General features: G+C 72.9%; 18 protein-coding genes. 6 read left to right on the top strand and 12 right to left on the bottom strand.

Going from position 1 to position 23,607, the window contains the following annotated elements; translation table 11 throughout:
- Positions 1 to 13 precede the first annotated feature (13 nt).
- The 7 genes from CYQ11_RS24380 to mmuM form a co-directional block, all read right to left on the bottom strand.
- The gene (locus CYQ11_RS24380; protein ID WP_099202474.1) at positions 14 to 2,263 is read right to left on the bottom strand and encodes a bifunctional salicylyl-CoA 5-hydroxylase/oxidoreductase; all 2,250 of its coding nucleotides are present in this window, start codon (positions 2,261 to 2,263) and stop codon (positions 14 to 16) included.
- The gene (locus tag CYQ11_RS24375; protein ID WP_099202473.1) at positions 2,260 to 3,087 is read right to left on the bottom strand and encodes an enoyl-CoA hydratase family protein; all 828 of its coding nucleotides are present in this window, start codon (positions 3,085 to 3,087) and stop codon (positions 2,260 to 2,262) included. The genes CYQ11_RS24380 and CYQ11_RS24375 overlap by 4 nt, the downstream gene beginning before the upstream one ends.
- Before the next feature lie 161 nt (positions 3,088 to 3,248).
- A complete protein-coding gene (argF, locus tag CYQ11_RS24370) occupies positions 3,249 to 4,250 on the bottom strand; it encodes an ornithine carbamoyltransferase (RefSeq protein WP_099202472.1) in 1,002 nt (333 codons plus the stop codon).
- 143 nt (positions 4,251 to 4,393) lie between these two features.
- Positions 4,394 to 5,626, bottom strand: coding sequence for an arginine deiminase (locus tag CYQ11_RS24365; protein WP_099202471.1), 1,233 nt, complete (start codon positions 5,624 to 5,626; stop codon positions 4,394 to 4,396).
- A 92-nt stretch (positions 5,627 to 5,718) separates the two neighbouring features.
- Positions 5,719 to 8,349: a polynucleotide kinase-phosphatase gene (locus tag CYQ11_RS24360; RefSeq protein ID WP_099202470.1), complete on the bottom strand. Its 2,631-nt coding sequence runs from the start codon at positions 8,347 to 8,349 to the stop codon at positions 5,719 to 5,721.
- Positions 8,346 to 9,857 (bottom strand): 3' terminal RNA ribose 2'-O-methyltransferase Hen1, encoded by a 1,512-nt coding sequence (locus CYQ11_RS24355; RefSeq protein WP_099202469.1) that lies wholly within the window; start codon positions 9,855 to 9,857, stop codon positions 8,346 to 8,348. Before CYQ11_RS24355 ends, CYQ11_RS24360 begins: the two co-directional genes overlap by 4 nt.
- 34 nt (positions 9,858 to 9,891) lie before the next feature.
- Positions 9,892 to 10,800, bottom strand: coding sequence for a homocysteine S-methyltransferase (gene mmuM, locus CYQ11_RS24350; RefSeq protein ID WP_099202468.1), 909 nt, complete (start codon positions 10,798 to 10,800; stop codon positions 9,892 to 9,894).
- Between the two features lie 273 nt (positions 10,801 to 11,073).
- Between mmuM and CYQ11_RS24345 the strand changes: the two genes are divergently transcribed.
- Positions 11,074 to 11,283 (top strand): hypothetical protein, encoded by a 210-nt coding sequence (locus tag CYQ11_RS24345; RefSeq protein ID WP_099202467.1) that lies wholly within the window; start codon positions 11,074 to 11,076, stop codon positions 11,281 to 11,283.
- Between the two features lie 26 nt (positions 11,284 to 11,309).
- Here CYQ11_RS24345 and CYQ11_RS24340 read toward each other — a convergent pair whose 3' ends face one another.
- The 4 genes from CYQ11_RS24340 to CYQ11_RS24325 all read right to left on the bottom strand — a co-directional run bounded on the left by CYQ11_RS24340 (position 11,310) and on the right by CYQ11_RS24325 (position 13,919).
- Positions 11,310 to 11,768 carry a DUF6099 family protein gene (locus CYQ11_RS24340; RefSeq protein ID WP_099202466.1) on the bottom strand — a complete coding sequence of 153 codons (459 nt, stop codon included), beginning with the start codon at positions 11,766 to 11,768 and terminating at the stop codon, positions 11,310 to 11,312.
- 119 nt (positions 11,769 to 11,887) lie between these two features.
- On the bottom strand, positions 11,888 to 12,271 hold the full coding sequence (locus CYQ11_RS24335; protein WP_099202861.1) for a nucleotide pyrophosphohydrolase: 384 nt from the start codon (positions 12,269 to 12,271) through the stop codon (positions 11,888 to 11,890).
- Between the two features lie 68 nt (positions 12,272 to 12,339).
- On the bottom strand, positions 12,340 to 13,488 hold the full coding sequence (locus CYQ11_RS24330) for an AAA family ATPase (protein ID WP_099202465.1): 1,149 nt from the start codon (positions 13,486 to 13,488) through the stop codon (positions 12,340 to 12,342).
- A gap of 23 nt (positions 13,489 to 13,511) precedes the next feature.
- A complete protein-coding gene (locus CYQ11_RS24325; protein ID WP_240003687.1) occupies positions 13,512 to 13,919 on the bottom strand; it encodes a cell division protein SepF in 408 nt (135 codons plus the stop codon).
- 375 nt (positions 13,920 to 14,294) lie between these two features.
- Between CYQ11_RS24325 and CYQ11_RS24320 the strand changes: the two genes are divergently transcribed.
- Complete coding sequence (locus tag CYQ11_RS24320) at positions 14,295 to 14,849, top strand: toxin (protein WP_099202464.1); 555 nt, start codon at positions 14,295 to 14,297, stop codon at positions 14,847 to 14,849.
- Here the strand turns inward: CYQ11_RS24320 and CYQ11_RS30705 are convergent.
- Positions 14,836 to 14,958: a hypothetical protein gene (locus CYQ11_RS30705; protein ID WP_279382115.1), complete on the bottom strand. Its 123-nt coding sequence runs from the start codon at positions 14,956 to 14,958 to the stop codon at positions 14,836 to 14,838. The genes CYQ11_RS24320 and CYQ11_RS30705 overlap by 14 nt on opposite strands.
- Positions 14,959 to 15,002: 44 nt before the next feature.
- On the opposite strand from CYQ11_RS30705, the gene CYQ11_RS24315 reads away from it, so the two are divergent.
- The 4 genes from CYQ11_RS24315 (at position 15,003) to CYQ11_RS24300 (ending at position 23,562) form a co-directional block, all read left to right on the top strand.
- Positions 15,003 to 16,211, top strand: coding sequence for an MAB_1171c family putative transporter (locus CYQ11_RS24315; RefSeq protein WP_099202463.1), 1,209 nt, complete (start codon positions 15,003 to 15,005; stop codon positions 16,209 to 16,211).
- Positions 16,208 to 17,209, top strand: a complete 1,002-nt coding sequence (locus CYQ11_RS24310) for an aldo/keto reductase (protein WP_099202462.1) — start codon at positions 16,208 to 16,210, stop codon at positions 17,207 to 17,209. The genes CYQ11_RS24315 and CYQ11_RS24310 overlap by 4 nt, the downstream gene beginning before the upstream one ends.
- A 536-nt stretch (positions 17,210 to 17,745) precedes the next feature.
- On the top strand, positions 17,746 to 18,846 hold the full coding sequence (locus tag CYQ11_RS24305; RefSeq protein WP_099202461.1) for an ornithine cyclodeaminase family protein: 1,101 nt from the start codon (positions 17,746 to 17,748) through the stop codon (positions 18,844 to 18,846).
- A 78-nt stretch (positions 18,847 to 18,924) separates the two neighbouring features.
- Positions 18,925 to 23,562 carry a non-ribosomal peptide synthetase gene (locus CYQ11_RS24300; RefSeq protein ID WP_181143769.1) on the top strand — a complete coding sequence of 1,546 codons (4,638 nt, stop codon included), beginning with the start codon at positions 18,925 to 18,927 and terminating at the stop codon, positions 23,560 to 23,562.
- Positions 23,563 to 23,607 lie beyond the last annotated feature (45 nt).

The following is a 23,607-nucleotide window of genomic DNA, read 5'->3' as shown; positions in this document are numbered from 1 at the left end:
GAGGCCTCGGGCCTCACGCCTTGCGTCCCGTGGGCGGCTTGCGGCTGCCCGCGCGGTACTGCACGGGCCAGTGCACGCCCGGCCCGGAGTACTCCTGTTCCGCCGCCGCGTGCAGCGTCCAGTTCGGGTCGTACAGGTGGGGCCGGCCCAGCGCGCACAGGTCCGTGCGCCCGGCCAGGATCAGGGAGTTCACGTCGTCCCAGGACGATATGGCGCCCACGGCGATGACCGGCACGCCCGCCTCCTGACGGATGCGGTCGGCGAACGGCGTCTGGTACGAGCGCCCGTAGGCGGGACGCTCGTCGGGCACGACCTGGCCGGTGGAGACGTCGACGGCGTCGGCGCCGTGGTCCGCGAAGGCGCGGGCGACGGTGACGGCGTCCTCGGCGGTCGTCCCGCCCTCGGCCCAGTCGGTGGCGGAGATCCGGACCGTCATGGGCCGCTCGGCGGGCCACACGGCCCGCACCGCGTCGAAGACCTCCAGCGGGAAGGCGAGCCGGCGCGGGAGGTCGCCGCCGTAGGCGTCGTCACGGTGGTTGGTGAGCGGGGAGAGGAAGCCGGACAGCAGGTAGCCGTGCGCGCAGTGCAGTTCGAGGAGGTCGAAACCGGCGCGGGCGGCCGCTTGGGCGGAGCGGGCGAACTGTTCGCGCAGGTCGGCGAGTTCGCCCGGGGTCAGGGCGTGCGGGGTCTGGCTGACGCCGGGGCGGTAGGGCAGGGCGGAGGCGGCGACCAGCGGCCAGTTGCCCTCGGGGAGCGGCTGGTCGATGCCCTCCCACATGCGGCGGGTGGATCCCTTGCGGCCGGAGTGGCCGAGCTGCACGCCGATGGCCGTGCCGGGGGCCTGCTGGTGGACGAAGTCGGTGACGCGGCGCCAGGCCCGCTCGTGCTCCGGCGCGTACAGGCCCGCGCAGGCGGGGGTGATGCGGCCGTGGGCGCTGACGCAGACCATCTCGGTCATCACGAGTCCGGGGCCGCCGAGGGCGCGGGCGCCGAGGTGGACGAGGTGGAAGTCGCCGGGTGTGCCGTCGACGGCGGAGTACATGTCCATCGGGGAGACGACGACCCGGTTGCGCAGGGTCAGGCCGCGCAGCCGGAAGGGGGTGAACATCGGCGGCGTGCCCGCCGGGATCCCCGCCTCCTTCTCGACGGCGGTGACGAAGCCGGCGTCGCGCAGGCGGAGGTTGTCGTGGGTGACGCGGCGGCTGCGGGTGAGCAGGTCGAAGGCGAACCGGTGGGGCGGCCGGCCGACGTGGTGGGCGAGGTCCTCGAACCACTCCAGGCTGGCGCGGGCGGCCCGCTGCGTGGACTCCACCACGGGCCGCCGCTCGGCTTCGTAGGCCGCCAGGGCCTCGGGCACGGCCGGGGTCCGGTCCAGGTGGCGGACCAGGGCCACGGCGTCCTCGACGGCCAGCTTGGTGCCGGATCCGATGGAGAAGTGGGCGGTGTGGGCGGCGTCGCCGAGGAGGACCGTGCGCCCGTGGGACCAGCGCTCGTTGACGACGGTGCAAAAGACGGTCCACGCCGAGCGGTTGGTGCGCAGGGGGCGGCCGTCGAGGAGGCCGGAGAAGTGCTTTCCGCAGCTCCGGAGGGTTTCCTCCTCGTCGCAGCGGTCGAGCCCGGCGCGCCGCCAGACCTCCTCGCGCATTTCGACGATGACGGTGCTCGCCCGTGGGGAGAAGGGGTAGGCGTGCAGCTGCATGATGCCGTGTTCGGTCTCGGCGATCTCGAACCGGAAGGCGTCGAGCGCGAAGCCGGCGGCGAGCCATATGTAGCGGCAGCGGTGGGGGGTGAGGGTGGGGCGGAAGACGTCGCGGTGGCTGCGGCGGGTGCGGCTGTGGACGCCGTCGGCGGCGATGACGAGGTCGTGCGAGCGGACCAGTTCGGCGGCGGGCGGCGCCTCGGTGCGGAATCTGAGGGTGACGCCGAGGGTGCGGCAGCGCTCGTGCAGTAACTCCAGCAGGCGGTGGCGGCCGAGGGCGGCGAAGGCGTGGCCGCCGGAGACGAGCCTGCTGCCCCGGTGGACGACCTCGATGTCGTCCCAGCGGACCGCCTCCTCGCCGATGGCGGCGGACACGGCCGGGTCGGCGGTTTCGAGGCCGCCGAGCGTCTCGTCGGAGAGGACGACGCCGAACCCGAAGGTGTCGTCGGGGGCGTTGCGCTCCCAGACGGTGACGTCCCGCCGCCGGTCGTGCCGTTTGAGGAGGGCCGCGGCGTAGAGGCCGCCGGGGCCGCCGCCGATGACCGCGACCCGTGCGGCGGTCATCGTCCCTGCCACTTGGGGGGCCGCTTCTCGGTGAAGGCGGCGTGGAATTCGGCGTAGTCGGCGCTGTGCATCAGCAGGGCCTGGGTCGCGGCGTCGAGTTCGATGGCGGCGGAGAGCGGCATGTCGAGCTCGGCGGTGAGCAGGGCCTTGGTCTGGGCGTGGGCGAGGGCCGGTCCGGTGGCCAGGCGCCGGGCGAGGGCCTGGGCGGCGGTGTGGGCCTGGCCCTCGTCGGCCAGTTCGCTGATGAGGCCGATGCGCTCGGCCTCCGGGGCGCGGACGGGCTCGCCGAGCATGAGCAGCCGGGTGGCGTGACCGAGGCCGACGACGCGGGGCAGGAGGTAGGCGGCGCCCATGTCGCCGCCGGAGAGCCCGACCTTGGTGAAGAGGAAGGAGAAGCGGGCGGTCGGGTCGGCCACGCGGAAGTCGGCGGCGAGGGCGAGGACGGCGCCGGCGCCGGCGGCGGCCCCGTGCAGGGCGGCGACCACGGGGAAGGGGCATTCGCGCAGGGCGCGGACGACCTGTCCGGTCATGCGGTTGAAGTCGAGGAGACGGTCGGTGTCCATGGCGAGGGTCGCCCCGATGATCTCGTCGACGTCGCCGCCCGAGCAGAAGCCGCGTCCGTCGCCGCCGAGCACCAGGGCCCGTACGGAGCCGTCGCGGGCCAGTTCGGGCAGGAGGTCGCGCAGGTCGGCGTAGGCGCCGAAGGTGAGGGCGTTGAGCTTGTCCGGGCGGGCGAGGGTGACGGTGGCGACCCCGGAGTCGAGGGTCAGGCGCAGGTGCCGCCATTCCTCGGTGCGGGACGCGGAGCCGGTGAACGGGCTCATGGAGCACGGCCTCCTTCAGCCGGGGGGCTGGTGCCTGCCCGGTGAAGTTATCACCGTCTTGTGACCGTCGTCACGAGTACGCGATAGGCCTGGAGGGTGCGCGACCGGCCCGGAGGGGCCGTGGGCCCTCCGTCCGCCGGGCGCGCACCCGCGCTGGGGGGTCAGCCGGCGAGCGTCGCCACCAGCACGGCCTTGATGGTGTGCAGCCGGTTCTCGGCCTCCTCGAAGACGACCGAGTGCACGGACTCGAAGACCTCGTCGGTCACTTCCAGGGAGGTCAGCCCGTGCCGCTCGTAGATCTCCCGGGCGACCGTGGTGCCCAGGTCGTGGAAGGCGGGCAGGCAGTGCAGGAACTTCACGGCGGGGTTGCCCGTCGCCCGCAGCACGTCCATGGTCACGGCGTAGGGGGACAGCAGGGCGATCCGGGCGTCCCAGACCTCCTTGGGCTCGCCCATCGAGACCCACACGTCGGTGGCGATGAAGTCCGCGCCGTCCACGCCGTCGGTGACGCTGTCCGTGAGCGTGATCCGCGCGCCACTGGCCTCCGCCATCTGCCGGGCCCGGGCCACGACCTCGGGGGCCGGCCAGAGTTCCTCCGGCGCGACGATGCGGATGTCCAGGCCGAGGAGGGCGCCGGTGATGAGGTAGGAGTTGCCCATGTTGTACCGGGCGTCGCCGAGGTAGGCGAGGGCGACGTGCTCCAGGGGCTTGGCGGTGTGCTCGGTCATGGTGAGCACGTCGGCGAGCATCTGGGTGGGGTGCCATTCGTCGGTCAGCCCGTTGAAGACCGGCACACCGGCGTGGACGGCCAGCTCCTCCACGACGTGCTGACCGTGGCCCCGGTACTGAATGGCGTCGAACATCCGGCCGAGGACGCGGGCGGTGTCCTTGACCGACTCCTTGTGACCGATCTGTGAGCCCACCGGGTCGAGATAGGTCGTACGGGCCCCCTGGTCCGCGGCGGCGACCTCGAAGGCACAGCGGGTGCGCGTGGAGCTCTTCTCGAAGACCAGCGCGATGTTGCGCCCCGCCAGCCGGGGCTGCTCCGTGCCCGCCTGCTTGGCGGCCTTGAGCTCCGCCGCCAGCTCGATCAGGCTGTGGAACTCCTCGGCGGTGAAGTCCGCCTCCTTGAGGAAGTGGCGGCCTTTGAGGTCTGTCGCCATGGGGTGGGGCTCCTCGGTCCTGGGTCAGGGTCGTGAACAAGGAAGACGCCGGTGGCACGGATCATGGAGAACGCGCTCACCGACACTGCACGATAAGGCTGAAATTCTATACGCAACCTCGCATCTATATGCAGAGACGTCGGTCACAGTCCCGGTACGGGGTCCCGCTCGACCGGACAGCTCATGCAGCGCGGCCCGCCCCGGCCGCGCCCCAGCTCGCTGCCGGGGATGGTGATGACCTCGATGCCGTGCTTGCGCAGGAACGTGTTGGTCGTGGCGTTGCGCTCGTAGGCCACCACCACACCCGGCTCTATGGCCAGCACGTTGCAGCCGTCGTCCCACTGCTCGCGCTCCGCCGCGTGGACGTCCTGCCGGGCGGTGAGCACCCGGATGGAGTCGAGCCCCAGGGCGGCGGCGATCGCGCGGTGCATGTGCTCCGGCGGGTGGTCGGTGACCTTCAGCTCCCCCTCGGTGGTCCCCGGCTCGATCGTGTACGAGCGGAGCATGCCCAGGCCCGCGTACTGCGTGAAGGTGTCGCCGTCCACCATCGTCATCACGGTGTCCAGATGCATGAACGCCCTTCGCTTGGGCATGTCCAGCGCCACGATCGTGCGCGCCGACCCGGCCGCGAACATGCCGCGGGCCAGCATCTCCACGGCCTGCGGAGTGGTCCGCTCGCTCATCCCTATGAGCACCGCGCCCTCGCCGATGACCAGGACGTCGCCGCCCTCGATGGTGGACGGGTAGGCCGACTGCCCCTCGCACCAGACGTGGAAGCCGCCCGCCGCGAAGAGGGGGTGGTGGCGGTAGACGGCCTCGTAGTGCACGGTCTCGTGCCAACGGGCCGGCCAGCGCATGGCGTTGATGGACACGCCGTCGTAGATCCAGGCCGAGGTGTCGCGGGTGAAGAGGTGGTTGGGCAACGGGTTGAGCAGGAAGTCGTCCAGGTCCATGGCGTGGAAGCGGACGGAGACCGGTTCGGGGTGCCGCTCCAGGAACTCCCGCTTGGTCATCCCGCCGACCAGCCAGCTGCCCAGCTCGGAGGGGGGCATCGCGTCGAAGGCGGCCCGTAGGTGGTCGGTGGCGAGCGGTCCGTACTCCTTCTCCGAGAACACCCGGTCCAGGACGAGCGCCCGCGCGGCCGGGACGCGCAGGCTCTCCTCCAGCAGGTCCTGGAAGAGGTGCACCTCGACGCCGCGCTCGCGCAGCACGTCGGCGAAGCCGTCGTGCTCGGCGCGGGCGCGGCGCACCCAGAGCACGTCGTCGAAGAGCAAGGCGGTCTTGTTGGACGGCGTGAGCCGCTTCAGCTCCAGGTCGGGGCGGTGAAGGATGACGCGGCGCAGCCGCCCGGCCTCGGAATCGACATGGAATCCCATCCCCCCATCCTCACCTGAACCAGCCGTGATCACTCGGCACGCGAGGCACTTGGTGCCACCGCGTGCCGGGGGCCGGCCGGGGCCCAGAACCGCTACAGGCGCGGATCCACGGGCTCCGATTCCAGGGCGAGGACCGCGAAGACCGCCTCGTGCACCCGCCAGAGCGGCTCGCCGGCCGCCAGCCGGTCCAGGGCCTCCAGACCCAGGGCGTACTCGCGGAGGGCGAGCGAGCGCTTGTGGCCGAGGTGGCGTATGCGCAGCCGGTCCAGGTTGGCGGGCCGGGTGTACTCCGGGCCGTAGACGACGCGCAGGTACTCGCGGCCGCGGCACTTGACGCCGGGCTGGAGGAGCCTGCCGTCGGCACCGCGCGCGGCGGCCTGGAGCGGCTTGACGACCATGCCCTCGCCGCCGGCGGCCGTGAGGTCCAGCCACCACCGGGTGCCGGCGGCCACCGACGTCTCGTCCTCGGTGTCGACGAACAGCCGCCGCGTACGGACCAGCAGACCGCCGGCCTCCCCCGGTCCGTCCCCGGCGGCGTCCTGATCGACGAGCCGGTCGATGAGGGCGAGCTGTTCGTCGTGCGGCAGGGTGGCGAGGCTGCGGGCCTCGGCGGCCAGGATCTGGAACGGCGCGAGCCGGACGCCGTCCAGGCCGCCCTCCCCACCGCCGGCCGGCCAGCAGTACCGCCCGTACGCCTCGGTGAACGCCGCCGCGTCCCCGGCCCGCTCGCGCTGACGGTCGAGCAGCCCGGCGACGTCCACGCCGCGCGCGGCCGCCGACTCCAGCGCCGCCAGGGCGTGCGGGAAGACCACGCGGGAGGCCGCGCCGACGGCCGCGTACTGGTCGCGCAGCAGGCCGGTGGCCTTCAGCGACCAGGGCATCAGCTCGGCGTCCAGCAGCAGCCAGTCGGTCTCCAGCCGCTCCCACAGGCCGGCGGCGTCCACGCGGGCGGCGAGCCGCTCAAGCAGCCGCCGGGCCGTCTCGGGGGCGTCGAAGAACGGCCGGCCGGTGCGGGTGTACACCGTGCCGGGCACGCCGTCGGCCGTGCCGAAGCGCTCGGCGGCCACGTCCGCGTCGCGGCAGACGAGGACCACCGCGCGGGAGCCCATGTGCTTCTCCTCGCAGACCACCTGGCGCACGCCCGCCTCGCGGTAGGCGGCGAACGCCTCCGCGGGGTGCTCCAGATAGCCCTCCTCCTTGGAGGTGGCGCAGGGCGCCATGGTCGGCGGGAGGTAGACCACCTGGCGGGGGTCGACGGCGAAGCGGCTCATGACCTCCAGGGCCGCGGCGGCGTTCTCCTCGCGGACGGCGACGCGGCCCAGGTGCCGGGTCTCCACGACGCGGCGGCCGGTGACGTCGGCGAGGTCGAGCGGCCGGCCGTCCGCACCACCGGGCGCCTCGGTCACCAGCGGCCGCGCCGGCTCGTACCAGACCTGCTCGGCCGGCACGTCCACCAGCTCCCGCTCGGGCCAGCGCAGCGCGGTCAGCTTGCCGCCGAAGACAGCGCCGGTGTCGAGGCAGATGGTGTTGTTGAGCCAGGTGGCCGACCGGGTCGGGGTGTGGCCGTAGACGACGGCGGCACGGCCGCGGTAGTCCTCCGCCCAGGGGTAGCGCACGGGCAGGCCGAACTCGTCGGTCTCCCCCGTGGTGTCCCCGTACAGGGCGTGCGAGCGGACCCGGCCGGAGGTGCGGCCGTGGTACTTCTCGGGCAGCCCGGCATGACACACCACCAGCCGCCCGCCGTCGAGCACGTAGTGGCTGACCAGCGAGGCGACGAAGTCCCGGACCCGCTCGCGGAACGCGGGATCCCGCCCGGCCTCCCGCTCCAGCTGCTCGATCGTCTCCGCCAGGCCGTGGGTGGCCTTGACCTGGCGGCCGCTCAGGAAGCGGCCGAGCTTGTTCTCGTGGTTGCCGGGGACGCACAGGGCGTGCCCGGCGGCCACCATGCCCATGACGAGCCGCAGCACGCCGGGGCTGTCCGGGCCGCGGTCGACGAGGTCGCCCACGAACACGGCGGTGCGCCCCTCGGGGTGGGTGGCGTCCACCGGGCGGCCGGCCTCGTCGCGGACGAGGGCGTAGCCCAGGCGGGTCAGCAGGCTCTCCAGCTCGGAGCGGCAGCCGTGGACGTCGCCGACGATGTCGAACGGGCCGCTCAGGTGCCGCAGGTCGTTGAACCTGCGCTCGCGGACGACCTCGGCCGACTCCACCTGCGCCACGCCGCGCAGGACGTGCGTCCTGCGGAAGCCCTCGCGCTCCAGGTGCCCCAGGGAGCGGCGCAGTTCGCGCTGGTGGCGCTGGATGACGCGGCGGGGCAGCGCGGCCCGGTCGGGCCGGGTGGCGTTGCGCCGGGCGCACACGTCCTCGGGGACGTCGAGGACGATCGCGACGGGCAGGACGTCGTGCTCCCGGGCGACGCGGACGAGCTGCTTGCGGGCCTCGGGCTCGACGTTGGTCGCGTCGACGACGGTGAGCCGGCCGGCCGCGAGCCTCTTGCCGAGGATGTAGTACAGGACGTCGAAGGCGTCCTTGCTGGCGCTCTGGTCGTTCGCGTCGTCGCTCACGAGACCGCGGCAGAAGTCGGAGGAGATCGTCTCGGTCGGCAGGAAGTGGCGCGCGGCGAAGGTGGACTTGCCGGAGCCCGTGGAGCCGACGAGGACCACGAGGGACAGGTCGGGCACGCCCAGCCGGATGGGCTCGGCCGGTGTGGTGGGTGCGCTGCTCATGCGGTCTCCTCCTCCTTCGCGGTCTCGTCGGTGCCGCGTTCGCCGTCGGTGCCCTGGGGGGCGTTCCCGGTGTCGTTCCTGCGGAAGACGGCCATCTGCGTGGGCGGCCCCACCTCGGGGTCGTCGGCGCCGACCGGTGTGAACTCGACGGCGTAGCCGTGCCGCCCGGCGACCCGGTCGGCCCAGGCGCGGAACTCCTCCCGGGTCCACTCGAAGCGGTGGTCGGCGTGGCGTACGTGCCCGGCGGGGAGGGTCTCCCAGCGGATGTTGTACTCGGCGTTGGGCGTCGTCACGACGACCGTCCCCGGCCGGGCCGCCCCGAACACGGCGTACTCCAGGGCGGGCAGCCTCGACAGGTCGAGGTGCTCGACGACCTCGCTGAGCACGGCCGCGTCATAGCCCGCCAGCCGGCGGTCGGTGTAGGCGAGGGAGCCCTGCAGGAGGGTCACCCGGGCCGACTGCCGTTCGGTCATCCGGTCCAGGCGCAGCCGGCGCGCGGCCTCCTTCAGCGCCCGCACCGACACGTCGACGCCGACTATCTCGGTGAACCGCGTGTCCTGGAGCAGCGCGCCGACCAGCTGGCCCTGCCCGCAGCCCAGGTCCAGCACCCGGGCCGCGCCGGACGCGCGCAGCGCGGCGACGACGGCCTCGCGGCGCCGCACGGCCAGCGGCTGGGGCCGCTCCTCGGTGTCGTCCTTCTCGTCGACCGCGTTGTCCAGCTCCTCGGCCCGGCTGTCGTCGGCCTCGGCGAGCCGGGCGAGGGCGAGGCGCTCCAGGGCGTCGCGGGTGAGGGACCAGCGACGGGACAGGTAGCGGCTGGTGATGAGCCGCTGCTCGGGGTGGTCCTCCAGCCAGCCCTCGCCGGAGCGCAGCAGCTTCTCCACTTCGTCGGGCGCCACCCAGTAGTGCTTGGCGTCGTCCAGGACGGGCAGCAGGACGTAGAGGTGTCGCAGCGCGTCCGCGAGCCGCAGCTCGCCCTCCAGCACCAGCGACACGTACCGGGACTCGCCCCACTCGGGGAACCGCTCGTCCAGGGCGACCGGCCGGGCCGTCACCGTCCAGCCCAGCGGCTCGAAGAGCCGTGCGATCAGGGCGGCGCCACCGCGCGCGGGCAGTGCGGGCACCTCGACGCGCAGGGGCCGGGCCCGCCCGGGCAGCTCCGGCCGGGCCGCGCACTGCCCCTTGACGGCGCTGGAGAACACGCTGCCGAGCGCCACGGCCAGCAGCGAGGACGCCGCGTAGGGGCGGTCGTTGACGTACTGGGCCAGCGTCGGGTCGGCCGGGCCGCCGCGCTCCTTGCCCTTGCCGCGCCGCACGAGTGCCACCGGATCGACCTCCAGCAGCAGCGCCGCCGTGCAGCGCTCCACGCCCGCCTCGGGGTAGAGGACGTGCGCGGTGCCGTGGGAGGTGGAGAACCGCTGCGCCTTCTCGGGGTGCTTGTGCAGCAGGAACCCGAGGTCGGTCGCCGGATTCTCCGGAGTGCCGGTCGTACTGATCGTCAGAAACACACGGCACAGTATCTCCCCCCTTATGGCCCCGTTCCTATGGGTTTTTCAGCACCTGGGCCAGTTCCGCGATCCGGTCCGGGCCGACCCGGCAGCATCCGCCGACCAGCCGGGCCCCGGCCGCCGTCCACCGGCCCACCCGGGCGGGGTCGAAGGTGGGCAGCCCCCGCCACCGCCGCTCCCGGGCGTCCCAGCCCTCCCCACTGTTCGGATAGGCCACCACCGGTTTCCCGGTGACCCGCGCGGCCGTCTCCACCGCCCGCTCCACATCGCCCGGCTCACAGCAGTTGACCCCGACCGCCACCACCTGCTCGTCGCCGGCGGCGAGCGCGAACGCCTCCGCCAGCGGCTGCCCGGCACGGGTGTGCTCCCCCGCCACGCTGTAGGACAGCCACACGGGTACCCCGCACCCGCGCACCGCCCTCAGCAACGCCTCCGCCTCGTCCGCGTCGGGCACCGTCTCCAGCGCGAGGACGTCGGGGCCGGCCTCGGCCAGCGTCTCCACGCGGGGCCGGTGGAAGCGCTCCAGCTCGGCCACGGAGAGCCCGTACCGCCCGCGGTACTCGCTGCCGTCGGCGAGCATGGCTCCGTACGGCCCCACGGACGCGGCGACCCACACCTGCTGCTCCACCCGCCCCGCCGCCCGCCGGGCCAGGGTCACGCTGCGCCGCAGCAGGACGGCGGCCTCCTCCCAGCCCAGGCCACGGCGGGCGAACCCCTCGAAGGTGGCCTGGTAGCTGGAGGTGATGAGCACCTGCGCCCCGGCCCGGGCGTACGCGGTGTGGGCCGCTTCGATCTGGCGCGGGTCGTCGGCGAGCAGCCGGGCCGACCACAGCTCGTCGGACAGGTCGCACCCCTGGGCCGCCAGCTGGTTGGACAGTCCCCCGTCCAGGGCCAGGGGTCCTCGGGCGAGCGCGGTGGCCAGCGGTGCGGTGGGGGCGGACATGGCGGTGGCTCCTCTGTTTGCGGTCCCCTCCATCCTGCACTTTTCGAGCACCCGTCAACCGATCACGGACCGCGCCGCCCGAATCGGCCCGGCAGGGTGAAATTCCCGGCCCGCCGCCGGCCTACGGAGTACGGGCCAGTGTCCGGCGCGCCCGGTGGTCGTTGGCTCGGGCGGAGCCGGACCGCCCGGCCCGCGCACCGGTGTCCGCTGCCGGTGGCGACGACCGCAACACCGCCCGCCCGCTCCGGGAGGGCGAGGGCCGAGGAGGCCACGATGACCCAGGAAGCCGCGCCCGACGAGGCGGTGCCCACCCAGGCCGCCGCCCCCGGGCAACAGGGCGCGCCCAAGGGCCTGCTGCAACAGATGGAGGAACTGATGGCAGCGCTCAACGCCGATCTGACCCGGCTCGACGCCGACCTTCAGTCGTCGGCCCAGGCGACCGCCGAGCGACTCGCGTCGCAGGGCGACGAGGACCACGCCTGACGCACACCCCCGCTCGCGGCGGCACCTCACGCCGCACCTCCCCGCTCCCGCAGGGTGAGCCGTCTCAGCAGTCCGCTGATCCGGTCGCTCGTCTCGTCGGCGGCGTCGATCGCCTCGATGCACTGCCAGTAGACGGCGTCCTCCTCGCACGCGCAGGCGACGCCCACCAGGGCTATGCCCACCTCCCCGAGGAGGTCGCCGAGGTCCGTCAACGCACTCCACGGGTCGCGCACTTCACCCAGCTGCGCCGCCCGTAAGCCTCCGGCGCGCAGGGCGATCCGGCACAGCGCGCCGGAGGCCCTGCCGCCCGCCTCGCTCAGGCCCCGGGCCGCCGCCCGCACTTCAAAGGGCCCGTGCGCCGCGAGATGACTCCCGACCGCCTCCGCCAGCGCCTGTGCCTGCCATGCCTCAACGACGATGTCCTCCACCGCCCCGGCCCGCGCCAGGGCGTGCCGTGTGACCTCGATCAGCCGCGCCGCGTCCATGACCGATCCCCCATATTTTCCGTCCGCCCGCTCTCACTACCCAGAGTGATGACTAACCGCCGGAAAAGCCAGGGGAATTCAGAAATCTGTGGATACCAAATGCGGTGTGGACAACCCCATCACTCCGGAGAGTGACAATCGCCCTCGTCCGGGGCCCCACCGCCCCGCTCCCCCGGTACCGGAAAGCGCCGCTCGTTGCGGTCGATCTTCGTCGACAGCGCCGCCAGCACGTCGATCCCCAGCACGTCGCAGAACTGGAGCAGATACGCCAGGACGTCCGCGACCTCGTCCTGGACCCGCCCCGCCGTCCCGGGACTGTCCATCACCCGCGCCGACTCCTCGGGCGTCAGCCACTGGAAGATCTCCACCAGTTCGGAGGCCTCGACGCTGAGCGCCGCCGCGAGGTTCTTGGGCGTGTGGAACGGCTGCCACTCTCGCGCCGCCGCGAACGCCGCGAGACGGCGCTGCAACGCGCCGAGCTCAAGGGCGCCGCCTCCCCCCACGCCATCGCCGCGTCCCGGGGCCCCCGAGGGCGCTGCCTGCTCCGTCCGGTCTTCTGCCTGGTCTTCCGTCACACCTCCAGGTCTACCATCGAGGCGCCCATCACCTCCTCGGCCACCTCTGCCACCACCCCCCGCACCGACCCCACCAGCCTGATGTGTCCCCGCTCGCACATCCGCGCCGCCAGTCCCAGCAGCTCCCGCGCCTGGCGGCCGTCGAGGCACCGGTCGAAGCCGTCGGCCAGCACGGTCAGCACCTGGCGCGCGGGCAGCACCTCGGCGGCCGGATCCACCTCCAGCACGCCCGGTCCGGTCAGCAGGACCAGGCACAGGGCCAGATAGCGCAACTCCCCGTCCCCCAGCCGCTCCAAGGGCGTGTCCGCGCCCGGGCCGCGGGCCAGCACGGCCCGTACGAGACCGCCCGTCAGGCCCTCCACGCCCAGCCCCTCGACCTGCCCCCGGCAGCCGGCCCCCGCGGCCGCGACCAGGGCCGCGTGCCGGGTGACGCACTCGTTGCGGGTCCGGCCGAGCACCGCGGCAACGTTGTCACAGGCGCCGCGCAGCAGCCCGTCGCGCGCGGCGACGGGCGTGCGCATCAGTTCGGGGCGCGGGTCGCAGGGGAAGACGGAGCGCAACGCGACCACGGTCTGCTCGGCCGCGTCGAGCACCATCCGCTGTCCGGCGGTCTTGCCGGCGACGCGCAGCGGGAGCAGCGCGGTGCCGAGCCGGTCGTCGGGCAGCGGGGCGCGGGTGACGGGCACGGAGCCCGCGGTGTGCCAGGCGGCCTCGACCTTGCGCAGGCCCGGGTCCCGCAGCGCCGTGGACAACAGGACGCGCCCGGAGGCGCTCAGCCGCTCGCCGACCACCCGCAGCTCCGGCTCGGCCTGCACGGCCACGTCCAGCCGGACCGGGCCCACCGGCCCCTCCACGGTGCAGCCGATCCTGAAGCCGCGCCGCCCCTGGGCGTCGGGCCTGGCCGACTGGGGTACGCACGCCAGGGCCCCGCCGGCCACGGGGGCGAGGGCCTCGTCGAGGCGGTCGCCGCCGGCGAGCCGGGCGAGCGCCCCGTACGCCTCCAGCGCGCTGGACTTGCCGCTGCCGCTCGCGCCCCGGAACAGGGTCAGGGGCGCGAGCGGATAGACGGCGTTGCGGTGCGACTTGAAGGCGGAGAGCCGCAGTTCGGTCACGGCGGGGCGCTGAGGCTGGCGGGCGGCGTCCATGCCCGGACCGTATGCGGGGCCTCTCAGCCAAACCGTTTCAGCTGATCATTCTTCCTACGATCGGGGTACCCCGAACCCACCTCCGTCCCTTCGGGAGCGAGCAGAAAGACATTGGTGTCGACCCGGTGCATGGCGCTGCTCAGGCCGAAGACGACGCCGCTGGAGAAGTCCAGGATCCGCTTGGCGACGTCGATGTCGGCGCTGGTGAGGTCCAGCAGCACCGGAACGCGGGCGATCAGGTGCTCGGCGACCTCGCGCGCGTCCGCGAAGACCTGGACGCGGAGCACGACGAGCCGCCGGCGGTCCCGCTCGGGCTCCTCCTCGGGCAGGGCCCGGTGGTCGGGCCAGGACGGCCATGCCTGGTGACCTCTCAGCGGGACGACCTCGGCCAGTCCCTCCCACTGCTCGTCGGTGGCCTCGGACCGGTTCACCGGATCACCCCTCCGGGGAACGTGCTGGCTATGTACATCCCGCGATTCTAGGGAGGAACACGCACCGGTTAGGCTGAATGACACGCCTGACGTACGTATCGGGTGGCATCGTCCCATGTGCCCCGGTGCGCGAGCGACGCCGAACCACCAAAACAAGACAGGCGTTCCCCCGTCGAACGATTTCAGCCACCCTCACCGAGGCGTTGTCGGCCTTGAGAGCTACCATCGCCGACAGCGAGGCAGTTGCACAGGACAGTGGTAGTGGAACGGTGCGTCAGGGAGAATGACATGTCGCGGAGTCCGCGCGTCCACACGGAACACGCTCTCTTGCGAAGGGCCGGGACGCCTGTGGCGGGCAAAGGGTAGCCTTCAGCCGTGGCCACCGTCTCCCGGGCGCGGCAGCAGGTCCGTAAAGGAGACCTCAAGCGCCTGCGCCGGGCTTCCGAAGCGATCCTGGCCCGTCTGGACCTGCCCGACGGGTGCAGCATCGCCACGCTCACGGACCGGCTCAGCACGGACCGCGGCCGTCCGATCCAGCTCGTGCCGCTCCCCCTGGGAGCCGAGACCCCGTGCGGCATGTGGCTCGCCACGGACGTCGCCGACATCATCATCGTCGAGGCGAACACCAGCCGGCTGCACCGCGACCACATCATCGCCCACGAGCTCGCACACATGCTGTGCCGCCACTCCGACTCCACCGGGCCCGACCCGACCGGGATCGGCCGGCTGCTGCCCAACCTGGACCCGAGGCTCGTCCGCGAGGTGCTCGGGCGCACGAGCTACTCCACCGAGGAGGAGCAGGAGGCCGAGATCGTCGCCTCCCTCATCCTCGAGCGGGTCACGCGCCCCCCGGTGGAGTGCCGCTGGGACGTGCCGTCCGTCGACGCCGAGACCGTCGCGCGCATCGACCACTCCCTCAATCCCGGCTGACCTTCCGGTCCCGGCCCGGGCCGGCGCGCCGCACCGCCTCGTCGGCGAAGGCCAGGCCCTCGCCGAGCTCGACGTCGTAGACGGCGTCCCGTTCCGGGCCCGCGCGCACCGCCGCGCCCACGTCCCGGGCCGGCGGCGACGGCAGGAGGTCCCATGCACGACGTGAAGGCCGTGGTGTTCCCGGCATGCGCGGCCCTGTGCGCGCTGGCCTTCCTCTACAAGCTGCGCGACGTGCGGCACCAGCGGGACGATCCGGCGCTGAGGGCACTGCTCGTCGCCTTCTCCTGCAAGGGCGTCTCCTTCACGCTCTCCACGCCGCTCGTCGCGCGGAAGGTCGACGACGCCCTGGGCGTGCGCGACCTCGGGGCGCTGGGCATCCACCTCTTCGGCGGGGTGGCGTCCAGCGCCGCCTTCCTCACCGCGATCGTCTACTGGGTGTACCCCCGCGAGGAGGCCCGCCGGCGCGCCCTCGCACGGCTGGGGGCGGCGGCCGTGGTGGCGGTCGTCATGTTCAGCCTGTGGATCGCGGCGAAGAGCGGGGTGCAGCAGCGCAGCGCCCACTACCTCCTGCAGAACGCCCACCGTCCGGTCGTGGCCGCCTATCTGCTCCTGTACGTCAGCGCCTTCGGCTCCGGGATGATCGAGATCATCCGTCTGTGCGGCCGGTACGGGCGGGTGGCCGGGCGGCAGTGGCTGCGCAGGGGGCTGCACACCACGGCGATCGGCGCGAGCGCCTGCCTCGTCTACTGCCTGAACCGCGCGCTCTCCGTGGTCACGGTGCAGCTCGGGCTGGACCCGCTGGAGTGGGAGCTGCTGACGCCGGTCGCCAACGGCACGGGGATCTTCTTCCTGGTGGCGGGCCTGACCATGCCGTCGTGGGGCCCCCGGGTGTCCGACGCACGGCGTCTGGCCCGCAACTTCGTCACCTACCAGCGGCTGCACCCGCTGTGGCACGCGCTGTCCACGGCGATCCCCGACATCGCCCTCAACCCCCAGTCGGACAACCGCCTCACCCATCTCCTGCCGGGCGACATCAACTACCGGCTCTACCGCCGGGTCATCGAGATACAGGACGGCCTGCTCGCGCTGCGGCCGTACACGGACCCGGACGTCGTCGCCGCCGCCGAGCGGTCGGGCCACGAGGCCGGCCTGTCGGGCGACAGACTCCACGCGCGCGTGCAGGCGACGTCGCTGGCGGCGGCCCTGCGCGCGAAGCGGGACCGGCAGCAGCCGGGCGGGGAGCCCGTGCCACTGCGGCCGGACGCGACCGGCGGCGGGGGCTACGCCGACGAGGTGGCGTGGCTGCTGAAAGTCGCCCGGGCGTACACCGCCCTTCCGTCTGCTGAAAGGACCACGCAGTGAAGTACCGCGAACTCGGTGCCCAGGGGCCCGAGGTGTCGGCGATCGGCCTGGGCTGCATGGGCATGTCGGTCGCCTACGGCGTCCCCGACGAGGAGGAGTCCCAGCACACCCTGGACCGCGCCCTGGAACTGGGCGTCACCCTCCTCGACACCGCGGACGCCTACGGGCAGGGACTCAACGAGGAGCTGGTGGGCCGCTGGCTGCGCCGGCACCCCGGCGACCGGGACCGCATGGTGGTGGCCACCAAGTTCGGCCTGAGGCACGACGCGGCCACCGGGCGGGTCGGCGACGTCGACACCTCCGCCGCCTACGTCCCGGTCGCCTGCCGCGCCTCGCTGCGCCGTCTGGGCGTCGACCACATCGACCTCTACTACGCACACCGCAGGAACCCCGCGACGCCCGTCGAGGAGACGGTGGGCGCCATGTCCCGGCTGGTGGACGAGGGACTGGTACGCCACATCGGACTCAGCGAGGTCAGCACCGCCACACTCCGCAGGGCGCACGCCGTCCACCCCGTCAGCGCGGTGCAGGTGGAGTACTCGCTCTTCACCCGGAGCGTGGTGGAGGACGAGCTGCTCGCCACCTGCCGCGAGCTGGGGATCGCCGTCGTGGCCTACTCCCCGCTGGGGCGCGGCATGCTCACGGGGGCGCTCGCCTCCCGCGAGGACCTGGGCCCGCAGGACAACCGGCGGCGCTGGCCGCGCTTCGCCGACGACAACATCGACCGCAACCTGGCGCTCGTCCGCGCCGTCGGGGACGTCGCCGCGCGGCTCGGCTGCACACCCGCCCAGGCGGCGCTCGCCTGGCTGCTGGCCCAGGGGGACGACGTCGTACCCATTCCCGGCACCAAGCGCCGGCGGTACCTGGAGGAGAACGCGGGCGCGGTGGACCTGCGTCTGACCCCCGGCGACCTCGACCTGCTGCGCGCGGCCGTGCCCGAGGAGGCGGTGGCCGGCGAGCGGTACCCCGTCCAGGCGCTGGAGCGCCTCGGCCACTGAGAGGCCTCCGCACGACCGGTGCGCCCGGTGCCGGCTCCGGCCGGCCACCGGGCGTACGGATCCCTATGCCCCGGCAGCGACCGGCTGCGACGAGCGGCGGCCGGCTGCGACGAGCGGCGGCCGGCTGCGACGAGCGGCGGTGCGGACGCGTGCGCGACCGACCGGCCGGGAAGCGGAATTCGCAATTCCCTTAGGTCGCCGCGCAGTTGAACGCCATCCGGAGGCTCTCCTACCGAAGAGCGGCGCGTCCCGGCGTGACGGGCGTCATGCCGGGGCGGGGAACCACTCCCGCCCGTGGGTCGCGGCGGCGGTGAACATATCCCCCACAAGCGCACGCGACAGGCCCAACCGACTTCCTCCGTGTGAAGTTGCCTACACCAAAGCCCTGTCATCTCCCCTTGCGCTGCGCGCCCTTTAAGGGCTGGACCTGCGAATTGGCAAGCGTTGACAGCCATCGGGCAGCGATCTAGGTTCGAATCCGGCCGGGGCTCAAGCGCTCGGGACGCAGACATCGACAGTTGGGGGACTGGGGCTGTATGAGCACGTTAATTCTGCCTGCGTCCGATATCGCCAGGATCGTGCAGCTGGTCGGGCGCGACACGCTGATGGACCGGATGATCGACCGAATGGCGTGCGGAATTGCGGCACTTGGCCGCGGCGAGGTCGAACCGACGCCCCGGCGCGGTGGATTCACCCGCGACTCCGACGGTGTCGGCGTCATTGAATGGATGCCGCACCACGAGCCCGGCAAGGGCATGACGCTCAAGACCGTGGGATACACCCCGAGCAATCCCACCAACAATGACCTCCCCACCATTCTGGGCACGGTGGCCCGCTACGACGACGTGACCGGACAGCTGGTCGCCCTCGCCGACGGCGTGGTCCCCACCGCGATCCGCACCGGCGCCATGTCCGCGGTGGCGAGCCGGTTGCTGGCCCGCCCGGACAGCACGACCGTCGGCCTCATCGGCGCCGGCGCCCAGTCCGTCACCCAGCTGCACGCCCTGTCGCGGGTGTTCGACGTGCGCCGGGTCCTGGTCCACGACATCGACCCCGAGCACACGGCGAGCTTCGCCAGCCGGGTCGCCTTCCTCGGCCCGGACCTCGACATCCAGCTGGTCACGGCCGAACGGGTGGCCGCCGAGTCGGACGTCATCTGCACCGCCACCACCGTGGGCGTCGGCGAGGGCCCCGTCCTGCCGGACACCGTCATGCGCGACCACGTCCACGTGAACGCGGTCGGCGCGGACCTCCCGGGCAAGACCGAGCTGTCGGCCGGGCTGCTCGCCCGTTCGCTCGTCACCTACGACCACCTGGGTCAGGCCCGCGTCGAGGGCGAGTGCCAGCAGCTGCCCGAGGACGCCGTAGGCCCCTCCCTGGCCAGTCTCTGCGCCGACCCCGGGTCGGCCCTGCCGTGGCGCGAGCGCAGCACCGTATTCGACTCCACCGGTTTCGCATTCGAGGACCACCTGGCCCTCGACCTCTTCCTGGAACTCGCCATCGATTTCGGGCTCGGCCAGACCGTCGAGGTGGAATACCACCCGGTCGACAGCCTCGACCCGTATCCGCCGCTCGTCGACGCCGATTCCGCAGCGGGTGTGCCCGTGCGACACGCGGTGCCGTCCGCCGCGGCCTGACCGCATCAATCAGCAGCATTCGGCGGGAAGTTATTTCGCCGGCCACCCAGAGAAGGCTGAACAATGGGGCACGCAGGAATGCCTAAAACCGGTGGGCTCAGCGCGGCGATGAACAACCTGTTCGAGCGCACGCGCCGCAAGGAACAACCCACCGGAATTGTCCCCGTCGGGCGAGACCGGACTCTCAAGGCGTCGTTCGCGCAACAGCGGCTGTGGTTCCTCGACCAGCTGGAGCCCGGTAACGCCTCGTACAACATCCCGCTGGCCATGCGCATCCACGGGGACCTGGACACCGGCTGCCTCGCCCGTGCCGTCTCCGAGGTCGTCGGCCGGCACGAGGCGCTCCGCACGACGTTCGGCGAGGACGGCGGGGAACCCGTCCAGCTGATCCGGCCCGCCGGACCCGTGCCCGTCCCGGTCGTGGACGTGCCCGGCGCCTCGCCCGACGAACGGCTGGCGGCCGCACGGGAGATGGCCGGCGCCGAGATCGCCGAGCCCTTCGACCTGGCCGTCGGGCCGCTGCTGCGCGGGAAGATCCTGCGACTGGACGACCAGGACCACGTCCTGCTGCTCAACGTCCACCACGTGGCCACCGACGCCTGGTCGCAGGGCGTGCTCGTGCGGGAGCTCTCGGCCGTCTACGGGGCGCTCGTCGCCGGGCGCTCCCCGGCCCTTCCGCCGCTGCCCGTCCAGTACGCCGACTACGCCGTGTGGGAGCGGGAGTGGCTGTCAGGCCCCACCCTGCGGCGGCAGCTGGACTACTGGAAGAAGCAGTTGGCCGGCATGGAGCCGGCGCTGGAGCTGCCCACCGACCGGCCCCGCCCCTCCGTCGCCCGCCAGGAGGGCGAGGCGGCCCGCTGGGAGCTGCCCGCCGAACTCGTCGACACCGCACGGAAGCTCGGCGCCGGCGAGAACGCCACCCTTTACATGACCCTGCTGGCGGCCTTCAAGCTCGTGCTGGCGCGGTACGTCGACAGTGAGGACATCGTCGTCGGCACCCCCGTGGCGAACCGGGGCCGCTCCGAGATCGAGGGCCTCATCGGCTTCTTCGTCAACACCGTGGTGCTGCGGACCGACCTCTCCGGCGACCCGACCTACCGCGAGCTGCTGCGCCGGGTCCGGGACACCACGGTCGGCGCCTTCGCCCACGGCGACCTGCCCTTCGAGTACCTCGTGGAGCACGTGCAGCCCGAGCGGGACCTGTCGCGGAACCCGCTGGTCCAGGTCCTCTTCCAGATGATCAACATTCCGGCCGAGCGGCTGTCCCTGGCCGGTCTCGCGACCGAGCAGTTCGACCCGGGGCGCATCCTCACGCGGATGGACCTCGAGTTCCACCTCGTCGAGGGGGACGACGGCGGCCTCATCGGCCACATCGTGTACAGCAAGGCCCTCTTCGACGCGCCGACCATCGAGCGGCTGCTGCACCACATCGGTGTGGTCCTGCGGGCCGCGCTGGCCGACCCCGACCGGCCGGTCTCCGAGCTGTCCCTGCTCGACGAGGCCGAACGCACCCTCGTCGTCGAGGGGTTCAACGACACCGCCCAGCCCCTGCCGGAAGGCTCGCTGTCCGACCTGTTCAGCGCGCAGGCGCGGCTCCGGCCCGACGCCGTGGCCGTCGTCCACGGCGACGACCGTCTCACCTACGCGGAGCTGGAGCGGCGGGCGAACCAGCTCGCGCACCACCTCCAGGACCGGGGAGTGGGCGACGAGGACCTCGTCGGCCTGTGCGTCGAGCGCGGCGCCGACGTGATCGTGGCGATCCTCGGCATCCTGCGGGCCGGAGCCGCGTATGTGCCGATCGACCCCAACCACCCGCGCGACCGCATCCGCTTCGTCCTGGACGACGCCAAGGTGGCCACCGCCGTCACCCAGCAGCGCTTCACCGGGCTGTTCGAGGCGCCGGGCACCGACCTCGTCCTCCTCGACGCCGAGCGCGAGGACCTCGCCGCCCGGCCCGGCACCCCGCCGGCCACGCCCACGCGGGCCGACGCCCTGGCGTACGTCATCTACACCTCCGGCTCCACGGGCGTCCCCAAGGGCATCCTCATGCCCGGCAGTTGCATCATCAACCTGGTGGCGTGGCAGAAGCGGGCCCTGCCGATCGGCCCCGACGCCAGGACCGCGCAGTTCGCCACGGTGACCTTCGACATCTCGCTCCAGGAGATCTTCTCCGCCCTGCTGTACGGCGAGACGATCGTCGTCCCGGACGAGGAACTGCGGATGGACCCGGCCGCGTTCGCCCGCTGGGCCCACGAGCAGGAGCTGGCCCAGCTGTTCGTACCCAACGTGATGCTGCGCGCGATCTCCGAGGAGGTCGACCCGCACGGCCCGGAGCTGTCCGCCCTGCGCCACCTCTCCCAGGCGGGCGAGCCGCTCTCCCTCCACCACGACCTGCGCGAGCTGTGCGAGAACCGGCCCGAGCTGCGGCTGCACAACCACTACGGGCCGAGCGAGGCCCACGTCGTCACGTCGTACTCGCTGCCGGCGGACGTGGCCGACTGGCCGCTCACCGCGCCGATCGGCAAGCCCATCGGCAACACCCGGGTGTACGTGGTCGACCGCGACCTGCGGCCGGTCCCGGTGGGCGTGCCCGGCGAGCTGTGCGTCGCGGGAGCGGGCCTGGCCCGGGGCTACCTGGGCCGGCCCGAGCTGACCGCGTCCCGCTTCGTCGAGGACCCCTTCCGCGACGACGGCTCCCGGATGTACCGCTCCGGCGACCTGGTGCGCTGGCTGTCCGACGGCAACCTCGAGTTCCTCGGCCGCATCGACGACCAGGTCAAGATCCGGGGCTTCCGGATCGAGCCGGGCGAGATCGAGGCGATCCTGGCCAGGCACGCGGACGTCCTGCACGCCGCCGTCATCGTCCGCGAGGACGTCCCCGGCGACAAGCGCCTCGTGGCCTACGCCGTCGCCGAGCCGGGCGCGGCGGACCGCGACGGGCGGCTGGCCGAGACCCTGCGCCAGCACGTCGAGTCGGCGGTGCCCGAGTACATGGTCCCCTCGGCGGTCGTGCTCCTGGAGTCGATGCCGCTGACCACCGGCGGGAAGATCGACCGGGGCGCGCTGCCCGCACCCGACCTGCGCACCGTGCTCGAGGTCGGCTACGTCGCGCCGCGCACGCCCGAGGAAGAGGCGATCTGCGGCATCTACGCCGACCTGCTGGGCTCGGAGCGGGTGGGCATCGAGGACGACTTCTTCTCGCTGGGCGGTCACTCCCTGATCGCCACCCGGGTGGTCGCCAGGATCCGGGCCGCCCTGGGCGTCGCGATCCCGCTCAAGACCATCTTCCAGCAGCGGACGCCGCGGGAGCTGGCGGTCACGGTCGCCTCGGCGCCTCGCGCCGACGCGGGCCCCGGCCTTCCGCCGCTGGTCCCGGCCGAGCGGGACCGCTCCCTGCCCGTCCCCTTCAGCTTCGCGCAGCGGCAGGCCGACCTCTTCTTCGAGGACGTCCGGCGGGCGGGGCACTGGAACATCCCGCTGGCGGTGCGGGTCTCGGGCGAGCTGGACCTGGCGCACCTGCGGCGGGCCATGGAGGTCCTGGTCGCCCGGCACGAGGCCCTGCGGATCACCGTCGTCGGCGAGCCGGGCGCGTACGTCCAGGCCGTGCAGGCGAGCGCGCCGGTCCGCGTGGAGGTGACCAACGTCGCCGACGCGGCGGAGGCCGCGGACCTCGCCGGCCTGGAGGCCGTCCGGCCGTTCGACCTCACCGGCGACGCGCTGGCACGGCTGAGCGTCCTGCGGCTGGGCGAGCGCGACCACGTCCTGGTGCTGTCCCTCCACCACCTGGTCACCGACGGCTGGTCCCGGGGCGTGCTGATCCGGGACCTGTCCGAGGTGTACTCGGCGCTGGTGGCCGGCGGGGAGCCCGACCTGCCCGCCGTGCCGGTGCAGTACACCGACTTCACCCTCTGGGAGCGGCAGTGGCTGCGGGGGCCGCTGCTGGAGGAGCAGCTGGACTTCTGGAACCGCCACTACGACGGCATGGTGCCGGCCCAGCTGCCCACGGACCGGCCCCGCGCGGCGGTGGCCGACTACGACAGCGGCCTGTTCCACTGGCAGCTTCCCCAGGACGTCGTCACGTCCGCCCGGAAGCTGGGCGAGTCGGCGAACGCCACGCTGTACATGACGCTGCTGGCCGCGATGAAGCTGGTCGTCTCCGCCCGCTCGGCGAGCCCCGACGTCCTCGTCGGCATGCCGATGGCCAACCGCGGCCACGACGAGCTGGAGAACATGGTCGGCCTGGTGTCCAAGATGCTGGCCGTGCGGACCGACCTGGGCGGCGATCCGACGTTCCACGAGCTGCTGGTCAAGGTGCGCGACGCGATGTCCGACGCGCACACGCACCAGGACGTGCCGTTCGTCTCGGCGATCGAGCGGTGGGCGGACGGGGCGCGGCTGTTCGAGGACCCGGCGGTGAAGGTGGTCTTCCAGATCGTCAACACCCCGCCGCAGGAACTGCGGCTCGCCGAAGCGACGGCCGAGCCGTTCGTGATGAGCCACCCGCCGGTCCGCTTCAACCTGGACATGGAGATCGACCTGTACGAGGACGCCGTGGACGGTGCTCTCGCCGGCACGGTGCTCTACAGCACGTCGCTCTTCGACGACGCGACGATCGAGAGCCTCTGCGAGGACGTCATGGCCGTCGTCACCGCGGCGGCGGCGGACCCCGGCAGGACGCTCTCCCAGGTGTGGGACGAGCGGTTCGACGGCCGGTGACCACACCTCCGCCCGGCCCATGACCGTGACCCGGGCCCGGACCCC

Origin of the sequence: Streptomyces cinnamoneus (assembly GCF_002939475.1) — a bacterium.
In the GTDB taxonomy this organism is placed as follows: Bacteria; Actinomycetota; Actinomycetes; order Streptomycetales; family Streptomycetaceae; genus Streptomyces; species Streptomyces cinnamoneus_A.
Note: the sequence above shows the minus strand (reverse complement) of the source record. Positions and strands in the feature narration are given on the sequence as shown.

What these genes read in the sequence shown, in the direction of transcription:
- mmuM (WP_099202468.1), bottom strand. Translation starts at nt 10,800, where the DNA reads ATGTCCGCCCCCACCGCACCGCTGGCCACCGCGCTCGCCCGAGGACCC.
- CYQ11_RS24375 (WP_099202473.1), bottom strand. Translation starts at nt 3,087, where the DNA reads ATGAGCCCGTTCACCGGCTCCGCGTCCCGCACCGAGGAATGGCGGCAC.
- CYQ11_RS24345 (WP_099202467.1), top strand. Translation starts at nt 11,074, where the DNA reads ATGACCCAGGAAGCCGCGCCCGACGAGGCGGTGCCCACCCAGGCCGCC.
- CYQ11_RS24305 (WP_099202461.1), top strand. Translation starts at nt 17,746, where the DNA reads ATGAGCACGTTAATTCTGCCTGCGTCCGATATCGCCAGGATCGTGCAG.
- CYQ11_RS24340 (WP_099202466.1), bottom strand. Translation starts at nt 11,768, where the DNA reads ATGGACGCGGCGCGGCTGATCGAGGTCACACGGCACGCCCTGGCGCGG.
- CYQ11_RS24300 (WP_181143769.1), top strand. Translation starts at nt 18,925, where the DNA reads ATGCCTAAAACCGGTGGGCTCAGCGCGGCGATGAACAACCTGTTCGAG.
- CYQ11_RS24360 (WP_099202470.1), bottom strand. Translation starts at nt 8,349, where the DNA reads ATGAGCAGCGCACCCACCACACCGGCCGAGCCCATCCGGCTGGGCGTG.
- CYQ11_RS24330 (WP_099202465.1), bottom strand. Translation starts at nt 13,488, where the DNA reads ATGGACGCCGCCCGCCAGCCTCAGCGCCCCGCCGTGACCGAACTGCGG.
- CYQ11_RS24315 (WP_099202463.1), top strand. Translation starts at nt 15,003, where the DNA reads ATGCACGACGTGAAGGCCGTGGTGTTCCCGGCATGCGCGGCCCTGTGC.
- CYQ11_RS24365 (WP_099202471.1), bottom strand. Translation starts at nt 5,626, where the DNA reads ATGGGATTCCATGTCGATTCCGAGGCCGGGCGGCTGCGCCGCGTCATC.
- argF (WP_099202472.1), bottom strand. Translation starts at nt 4,250, where the DNA reads ATGGCGACAGACCTCAAAGGCCGCCACTTCCTCAAGGAGGCGGACTTC.
- CYQ11_RS24380 (WP_099202474.1), bottom strand. Translation starts at nt 2,263, where the DNA reads ATGACCGCCGCACGGGTCGCGGTCATCGGCGGCGGCCCCGGCGGCCTC.